Raw genomic sequence first — 8,060 nt, 5'->3', positions numbered from 1 at the left:
GTCTTTTTCTGTGATTGCAACGTTCTATTCCGGCGGCATTGTAGCACTGCTGCGCCGATGGTTTACCTCTGAGGAGAGTATCGACCAGCAGCAGGCACTGCGGGAATTTGAAACATTGGCTCTTTCTTTTCCACTATAAACGGACAAATATGGACAAGGAAAGCCGCTGCTTTGCGCAAAGCAGCGGCTTTTTGGCGTGCAAAAATTGGCTTTCGCAGGATGTAAGAGAAATACGATGATTTTTTTGCGATGCCGATGCGCTGCGCCGAAGCAAGAATACGTAAAAATTTAAATGGCTGGCATGAAAATGGAGAAAAAGAAAAGCAAGGATCTATAAAAATACCTGTTCATTTGTGTGAAATATGAAAAAACAAGAAATTGAAAGAAAAAAATTGGCTAAAATGATAGACTAAAACCAATGAAATGGTAAAAACAAAACAGGAAATACAGTAAAAATAAGGAGAGATCAAGCATGGATTGGAGAACGTATTATAAAGAACATACGATGAAACCGGAAGATGCTGTATCCGTTATTCAGGATGGCGACCGCGTGGTATTTGGTCATGCCGTGGGTGAGCCGATTATCTTCCAGCGCACGATGGCGCAGATGGCAGAGAAGTTCCACAACGTAGAGGTTGCTCACATGGTATACCTCGGCTCCGGTGAGTATTTACAGCCGGGTATGGAAGAGCATTTTCGCCATAATGCACTGTTTGTCGGCGGTCCGGCTCGTAAGGCGATTGCAGAAAACCGTGCAGATTATACACCGGCATTCTTTTCCGATGTCCCGCATATGTTCCGCAATGGTGAATTGCCGGTAGATGTATTCGCATTTACTTGTTCGCCTCCGGATGAGCGCGGATATGTTTCCATCGGTTTGTCTTGCGATTACGGCTGGCAGGCTGCCAAGTCCGCCAAGACCGTGATTGCAGAAGTCAATCCAAATATGCCGCGAACCTTTGGCGAGAGCTTTATTCATGTCACAGATATTGATGGTTTCCTGCTGTCTTGGGAGCCGCTGCCGGAGGCAAAGCCGCCGCGCATCACGGAAGAGGACAAGAAGATCGGCAAGTATATTGCGGACTTGGTTCATGATGGCGACTGTCTCCAGCTTGGTATCGGCGCCGTGCCGGATGCGGTTTGTTCCTTCCTCGGTGATAAGAAAAATCTGGGTCTGCACTCGGAGATGTTCTCGGATGGCGTACTGCCGCTGTTTGAAAAGGGCGTGATCAATGGCTCGTGTAAGCAGCGCGATGTCGGCCGTGCCTGTGTTACCTTCTTGATGGGTTCTCGCAAGCTGTATGATTTTGTCAACAACAATCCGATGATTCAGATGATGCCGGTTGATGTCTGCAATAATCCGGCGATTATTTCGCAGAATGATAACGTGGTTTCCATCAACTCCTGCGTACAGGTTGACTTGCAGGGTCAGGTATGTGCAGAAGCGATTGGTCTGCGGCAGATTTCCGGTATTGGTGGTCAGATGGACTTTGTGCGCGGCGCAAACCTGTCTAAAGGCGGCCGTTCGATTATTGCCCTGCATTCCACAACAAAGGACGAGTCGGAATCTAAGATTGTCACGACCATTACCACTGGCGGCCCGGTTACGACAAGCCGCTGTGACGTCAACTATATCGTAACGGAATATGGTGTGGCACAGCTGCGCGGACAGACACTGCGTGAACGTGCAAGACGCCTGATTGCTATTGCTCATCCAAAGTTCCGGGCAGAGCTGGCAGAAGAGTATGCAAAGCGCTTCGGCGAAACGCTGGAAGTGTAAAACATAAATACGATAGTAAAGAGCAGAAAGAAGGAATTTATTATGATGACCAAAGAACAGTACATCGAATCTCTGCGCAAGTTGCATCTGAAGCTGTACCGCTTCGGCAAGCGAGTAGAAAATGTGGTAGACGATCCGATTGTTCGTCCGTCCCTGAATTCGTTTGCAGCAACCTATGAGCTGGCAGAAGATCCGCAGTACGAAGATTTGATGACAGCAACTTCTAATCTGACCGGTAAGAAGGTAAACCGCTTTACCCATCTGCATCAGTCTACGGATGATCTGATTAAGAAGGTAAAGATGCAGCGTCTGCTTGGCCAGAAGACGGCAGCTTGCTTCCAGCGCTGTGTAGGTATGGACGCAGCAAATGCTGTTTACTCTACTACCTATGAGACCGACGAAGCATGTGGCACCAAGTATCACGAGAACTTTAAGAAGTTCTGGACGATGGTTCAGGATGAAGACTTGGCAGTAGACGGCGCGATGACCGATGTCAAAGGCGACCGCGGTCTGTCTCCGTCTAAGCAGGCTGATCCGGATCTGTTCCTGCATGTAGTGGAGCGCACAGCAGACGGTATTTATGTTACCGGTGCAAAGGCACATCAGACCGGTTATCTGAACAGCCACTATGTTCTGGTTATGCCGACCATTTCGATGCGTGAGGGCGACGAAGATTATGCTGTTTCGTTTGCTTGCCCGACAGATGCGGAAGGCATCACGCTGATTCTGGGCCGTCAGTCCTGCGATACCCGTAAGACCGAAGAATACAATGACATTGATGTCGGCAACAAGCAGTATGGCGGACATGAAGTACTGGTTATTTTTGACCGTGTATTTATTCCGAATGATATGATTTTCCTGAACGGCGAAACCGCATTCGCTGGCATGATGGTAGAGCGTTTCGCTGGCTATCATCGTCAGTCTTACGGCGGCTGCAAGGTTGGCGTAGGCGATGTACTTATCGGTGCTACCCAGCTGGCAGTTGAAATGGCAGGCTGCGCAAAGGCATCTCATGTCAAGGACAAGATCATCGAGATGACGCATCTGAACGAAACTCTGTATGCTTGTGGTATTGCATGTTCCTCTCAGGGTGCACCAACCAAGTCTGGCAACTATCTGATTGATTTGCTGCTGGCCAACGTCTGCAAGCAGAATGTCACCCGCTTCCCGTATGATATTGCGCGTCTGGCACAGGATCTGGCTGGCGGTTTGATGGTAACCCAGCCGTCTGAGGCAGATTATCGCAATCCGGAGACGCATGATTACATCGAAAAGTATCTGAAGGGTGTTGCTTCTGTTCCGACGGAAGATCGTATGCGTGTACTGCGCCTGATTGAAAACATGACGATGGGTACCGCAGCTGTCGGTTATCTGCCGGAGTCCATGCACGGCGCAGGTTCTCCGCAGGCTCAGCGCATCATGATTGCTCGTCAGGGCAACATCGAGATGAAGAAGAAGCTGGCAAAGGCTATCGCTCGCATCGACTAAAGGAGATAGATATGAAAAAGGTTCGCGTTGGTTTGGTCGGTCTTGGATCGCTGGGTAAGGTTCACGCAGAAAATTTGATGTACCGGATTCCGAATGCACAGCTGGTAGCTGTGTGCACACGCACCCAGTCCAAGCTGGATGAAGTGCGGCGCGATTGGGAAACACCGGAAACCTATACGGATTTTGCAGAAATGCTGGACAAAGCACAGTTGGATGCAGTGGCGATTATTTCGCCAACCAATGTACATTTGGAGCATGTTCGCATGGCAGTCGAGAAGGGTCTGCACATCTTTATTGAAAAGCCGACAGGAATGAATGCGGCAGAATGTGCAGAAATCGAACGCTTGGCAGCACAGAACGGGAAAATATTTGCAGTTGGATTTATGCGGCGGTTTGACGCATCGTATGCAGATGCCAAACGCCGAATTGAAGCAGGGGAGATTGGCGCACCGATCTTCTTCCGCGGCTACAGCTTAGACCCAATCTGGCAGGGTGAAGCGCAAGTGGCGCGGGCAGAGGCCAACGGCAAGTGGTTTGTCGATATGGGCGTGCATGATTATGACTTGGCACGCTGGCTGCTTGGCGCAGAACCCAAACAGGCATTTGCCTGCGGCGGTGCCTATGTATTTGATGGCTTTGCAAAGAATCATGATGTAGACAATGGATTTTCCCTCGTCAAGTTCGACAACAACGCGGCAGCCTTTTTCTATTGCGGACGCACCGCGCCGCACGGATCTCATGTAGAGAGCGAAATTATCGGCACAAAGGGTACTCTTCGCATCTGTGAATCGCCGCGCAGAGCGCGAGTGACGCAGTTCACCGGTCAGGGAGAAGTGCATGAATGCATTGACCATTATCTTGACCGCTGGGGCGAAGCGTACTATCAGGAACTGCAGCAGTTTGTCAATGAAGTACAGGCGGGAGAACAATCGCAGAGTGCTACAGCGGCAGACTGCACGGGTGCCGTCAAGCTGGCAGAGATGATTCTCGAAGCTTATGAGGAACAGTTGGACAAATAATTCAAGACAAAGACAGGAGAACACTATGAACAAGCAAAAATTGCATGATCTGCGTGTGTTTGCAGCGGAAATTCGTCTGGAAACCTTAAAGATCATCGGTTCGCGCGGCTTTGGCCATGTCGGCGGCTCGATGTCTATGGCAGATGCTATGGCTGTGCTGTACGGCGATGTGATGAAGATTGACCCGAAAAATCCGCGTTGGGATGACCGCGATTGGTTTGTACTGTCCAAGGGACATGGCGGCCCGGTTATGTACGCGACGCTCGGACTCAAGGGATATTATCCGATGGAATCCGCATACACGCTGAACCAGCCGGGTACAGATTTTCCGTCTCACACGGATCGCCGCAAGACGATTGGCGTGGATCTGACGACCGGCTCTCTGGGTCAGGGCATGAGTGAAGCTGTCGGCGCAGCACTGGGCAGCAAGGTAAAGGGACGCACCAATCATGTGTTTGTCGCTGTCGGTGACGGTGAATGCGATGAAGGCGAGATCTGGGAGGCAGCACAGTTTGCGGCACACTACAAGCTGGACAATCTGGTTTGCCTTGTCGATAACAACAAGCGTCAGCTGGATGGTGCTGTAGCGGATGTCATGAGCCATGGCAAGGGTATCGGCGCAAAATTTGATGCGTTTGGCTGGCATGTCATTGATGTGCAGGACGGCAACGATGTAGAACAGATTTCCGATGCCATTGCAGAAGCATATACGGTAAAGGGACAGCCGACCTGCTTGATTCTCAATACCGTCAAGGGCAAGGGCGCAACCTTTGCAGAGCCGTCCGGCGCACATTCTTCCCAGCCGACAAAGGAACAGTGGGATGAAGCAATTGCCGCATCGGAAGCACAGCTTGCTGCCATTCGGGCAGAACAGTAAGGAGGAACGAACCAATGAGCTATACTTTGATTGGAAAGCATGAAAAGGACAGCCGCGCAAACCGCGATGGTTATGTTTCTGCTATGCTGGAAATGATGGAAACAAATAAAGATCTCATCCATATTGACTGCGACCTGATGGGCTGCATCAATACCGGAAAGTTGCTGAAAGCCTTTCCAGGACAGACGTTTAATGCCGGTATTGCCGAACAGAATGCCATGGGCGTAGCTGCTGGCATGGCTGCTACCGGTCTGGATGTGTTTATTCACTCGTTCGGATGCTTTGCTGCACGCCGCATGTTCGATCAGGCGTTTTTGGCTGCTGGTTATTCCAAGCTGCCGGTACACGTTATCGGTTCTGACCCTGGTGTCTGCGCCGCATTCAATGGCGCAACACATATGCCGTTTGAGGACTGTGCACTGTACATGTCCGTGCCGGATTCTATTGTCATTGATTCCTGCGATTATGCACAGACCTATGCACTGACCAAGCAGCTGGCAAAGGTTCCGGGTCTGAGCTACATGCGTTTGATTCGCAAGGGCTTTACCACAGTGTATGCAGACGGCTCAGATTTTGAAATTGGCAAGGGTGTCACCTTGAGAGATGGTACCGACGTTACCATTATTGCATCGGGCATTCTGGTTGATGAGGCACTCAAGGCGGAAGAGCAGCTCGCTGCAAAGGGCGTTTCTGCTCGTGTCATTGATATGCACACGTGGAAGCCGCTGGATGTAGAGCTGATTCTCAAGGCGGCAAAGGAAACCGGTGCGATTGTAACGGCTGAAAATCATCAGGTTTCCTGCGGATTGGGTTCCGCTGTGTCCAATGTACTGACCGATCAGTGCTTGGTTCCGCTGGAGCGAATCGGCATTCAGGAACAGTTTGGTCAGGTAGGTCCACAGGACTATCTGATGGAACAGTATCATCTGCTGGCAGCAGATATTGTTGCAGCAGCTGAAAAGGCGATTGCACGAAAAGCGTCTCTCTGAATATTTCCTATACATTCTTAATCGGTTTGCAGGCAGTGTCTCAATTGACACTGCCTGCATTCTGTCTCTCTTCTTTTGGCATGAAAAAATGCTGTCCACCTGCTTGAATGGACAGCGTTTTTTTATTTATTCCTGCATGGTTTTGCGGGACTGCCGATATTTTCCGGGTGGCATCCCTACGTATTTGTTAAACATGGTATTCAAATGACAAATGCTGCTGAATCCCAAGTAATCTGCAATGTCACCGATAGAAGCACTGCTGTCTGCGAGGAGCGTTTGTGCCTCTCCGATTCTGCGTTTCATTACGTATTGCATGGGCGGCACATCAAATTCATTTTTAAATACATGAGATAAATAATATGGATTGATGTGCAGCGATTTGCTCACAATCGTTAAGGTAATCGGCTCTCGATAGTGAGAATCTAAATATTGCTGGATGCGGTCAGCGGTAGCAGAAGCGGACGAACGCGGACGAATGGCCGCGTGGCGGCTGCGGCTGAGCAGCATCTCATACGTCAATAGAAGAAGGGAAAGCGCTAAGCTGTTGCAGGTCTCATATAAATTCTTTTTATCGTAGGACAAGAGATAAATTAAATGGAAAATTTCACCGATTTGCGGTGTCAGCATACCGCAGGATAATACCGGCTCTGTCTCTGCATCGCACAATTGATTTTCAGGAAGACCTAAAAACGAAACATTGGAAATTGCAACACTATATGATTTGCTGCGTCGCGATTCGTTCGGATCTTCTCCGTGCAGAACGCCAGCGTTGCAGATGACAATGTCTCCCGCTTTGACATCGTAAAACCGGTTGTTGACCATGTATCGGCCTTCGCCGCTGTATACGTAATAGAGTTCGAGAAAATTTTCATGTGTATGGGGAAGCACAGCGTGCTTGCAGCTGTGTTCTTCTGTAATCAAGTGACTGCCGCAAAACTGCGGAATTTTATCACTGTGCAAATGGGTAGATAAAAAATGAGCTGAATTCATAGCGCAACTCCTTTCTCTCGTTTTATATAGTATACCACGGACTGTTTAGAAGAACTTTCAACATCTTGCGAAAATGCCTGCTTGTATATTGAATAAAATAGTAAAAAATATGCTGAATATTTTGGGTTTTTGCGAAAAAACAAGTATAAATCAGGAAAATAAGACGGATGTACATCCTGCACGAGATGGGAATTATCAGATTCTTGTTGCGAAGACACGAGATGAGTCAAGTTGACAAAAAAATAAATGGTCGAATTTTTGGAAAATCATGGTTAAATAGTGATTTTTTGCTCTGTATCTGTAAAAATAGCGAGAAATTGCACAAAAAAGTTCGGAAAATTTCTTGTCTGTTTGAAGTGTGCAAAAAGGAATCGCAATAATCTGTAATAAAAATGAGAAAAGTCTGGAAAATCTCGAAAATACGCCGCCTTTTCGCACAATAATCCGATAACGATTTTTTTGAAAATCTCGTATAATAAAAGCATAGTAAAGAACAGGCGAAACGAAAAATATAAAATTGCATTTTGCAATATATTCTTTTCGATAGCTTGACAAAAAATCTATCGTCTGCATAGACGACAGAGCCACAAGAGAAGGAGAGATTTCTTATGAAAAAGGTACGCATTGGTCTTCTGGGTGCAGGCCGTATTGGCAAGCTGCATGGTGAAAATCTGGCTCATTCCGTTCCGGAAGCAGAGCTGTATGCTGTAGCAGATCCGTTTATGAACGATGCAACCCGTGCATGGGCAGCAGATATGGGTATTGAAAAATGCTACGATGATCCGGAAAAGATTTTCTCTGATCCGTCTATCGAAGCGGTATTTATTTGCTCTTCCACCAGCACACACGCTGAGTTTATCATCCGCGCTGCAAAGGCTGGCAAGCATGTATTCTGCGAGAAGCCGATTGACACCAAG

General features: G+C 48.3%; 7 protein-coding genes. 6 read left to right on the top strand and 1 reads right to left on the bottom strand.

Annotation, left to right across the window (positions count from 1 at the left end; all coding sequences use genetic code 11):
• The first annotated feature begins 472 nt into the window (after nt 1–472).
• From ACR0P9_RS04660 to ACR0P9_RS04640, 5 genes are read left to right on the top strand one after another with little or no spacing between them, the layout of a single operon-like run.
• Complete coding sequence (locus tag ACR0P9_RS04660) at nt 473–1,780, top strand: acetyl-CoA hydrolase/transferase family protein (protein ID WP_432617792.1); 1,308 nt, start codon at nt 473–475, stop codon at nt 1,778–1,780.
• A gap of 42 nt (nt 1,781–1,822) precedes the next feature.
• Nucleotides 1,823–3,268 (top strand): 4-hydroxyphenylacetate 3-hydroxylase family protein, encoded by a 1,446-nt coding sequence (locus ACR0P9_RS04655; RefSeq protein WP_432617790.1) that lies wholly within the window; start codon nt 1,823–1,825, stop codon nt 3,266–3,268.
• Nucleotides 3,269–3,279: 11 nt separating this feature from the next.
• The gene (locus tag ACR0P9_RS04650) at nt 3,280–4,287 is read left to right on the top strand and encodes a Gfo/Idh/MocA family oxidoreductase (RefSeq protein WP_432617788.1); all 1,008 of its coding nucleotides are present in this window, start codon (nt 3,280–3,282) and stop codon (nt 4,285–4,287) included.
• Between the two features lie 25 nt (nt 4,288–4,312).
• Nucleotides 4,313–5,164 (top strand): transketolase, encoded by an 852-nt coding sequence (locus ACR0P9_RS04645; protein ID WP_432617786.1) that lies wholly within the window; start codon nt 4,313–4,315, stop codon nt 5,162–5,164.
• Nucleotides 5,165–5,178: 14 nt separating this feature from the next.
• Nucleotides 5,179–6,153, top strand: coding sequence for a transketolase family protein (locus tag ACR0P9_RS04640; RefSeq protein WP_432617784.1), 975 nt, complete (start codon nt 5,179–5,181; stop codon nt 6,151–6,153).
• Nucleotides 6,154–6,279: 126 nt separating this feature from the next.
• Here ACR0P9_RS04640 and ACR0P9_RS04635 read toward each other — a convergent pair whose 3' ends face one another.
• Nucleotides 6,280–7,143 (bottom strand): AraC family transcriptional regulator, encoded by an 864-nt coding sequence (locus tag ACR0P9_RS04635; RefSeq protein WP_432617782.1) that lies wholly within the window; start codon nt 7,141–7,143, stop codon nt 6,280–6,282.
• 608 nt (nt 7,144–7,751) lie between these two features.
• On the opposite strand from ACR0P9_RS04635, the gene ACR0P9_RS04630 reads away from it, so the two are divergent.
• Nucleotides 7,752–8,060 (top strand): Gfo/Idh/MocA family oxidoreductase (locus ACR0P9_RS04630; RefSeq protein WP_432617780.1); only part of this gene is annotated, 309 nt, incomplete at its 3' end.

It is taken from the genome of Butyricicoccus sp. (genome assembly GCF_050872565.1).
Taxonomy (GTDB): Bacteria; Bacillota; Clostridia; order Oscillospirales; family Butyricicoccaceae; genus Butyricicoccus_A.
This window is presented reverse-complemented; position numbering and strand designations above follow the sequence as displayed.

Coding starts and splice junctions, on each gene's coding strand:
- ACR0P9_RS04660 (WP_432617792.1), top strand. CDS start 473: ATGGATTGGAGAACGTATTATAAAGAACATACGATGAAACCGGAAGAT.
- ACR0P9_RS04645 (WP_432617786.1), top strand. CDS start 4,313: ATGAACAAGCAAAAATTGCATGATCTGCGTGTGTTTGCAGCGGAAATT.
- ACR0P9_RS04650 (WP_432617788.1), top strand. CDS start 3,280: ATGAAAAAGGTTCGCGTTGGTTTGGTCGGTCTTGGATCGCTGGGTAAG.
- ACR0P9_RS04655 (WP_432617790.1), top strand. CDS start 1,823: ATGATGACCAAAGAACAGTACATCGAATCTCTGCGCAAGTTGCATCTG.
- ACR0P9_RS04640 (WP_432617784.1), top strand. CDS start 5,179: ATGAGCTATACTTTGATTGGAAAGCATGAAAAGGACAGCCGCGCAAAC.
- ACR0P9_RS04635 (WP_432617782.1), bottom strand. CDS start 7,143: ATGAATTCAGCTCATTTTTTATCTACCCATTTGCACAGTGATAAAATT.